1 rRNA gene is annotated in these 224 nt (G+C 55.4%); it reads left to right on the plus strand.

Annotated elements, in window-relative coordinates:
• Positions 1-224 (plus strand): 23S ribosomal RNA (locus C3B52_RS36065); the annotation flags it as partial.

Raw genomic sequence — 224 nt, forward strand, 5'->3', positions numbered from 1 at the left:
CTTGAGCAATGGCGTGACGCAGGAGGATAGGGTGAGCGGCCTACTGGATGGCCGTCCAAGCAGCAAGTGTGGTGTGTAGGCAAATCCGCACACCGTCAAGCACAAGCTGTGATGGCGAGGGAAATTTTAGTACCGAAGTCCCTGATTTCACACTGCCAAGAAAAGCGTCTAGCGAGGAACAAGGTGCCCGTACCGCAAACCGACACAGGTAGGCGAGGAGAGAA

Source organism: Brevibacillus reuszeri (genome assembly GCF_002897295.1).
Classification (GTDB): Bacteria; Bacillota; Bacilli; order Brevibacillales; family Brevibacillaceae; genus Brevibacillus; species Brevibacillus reuszeri_A.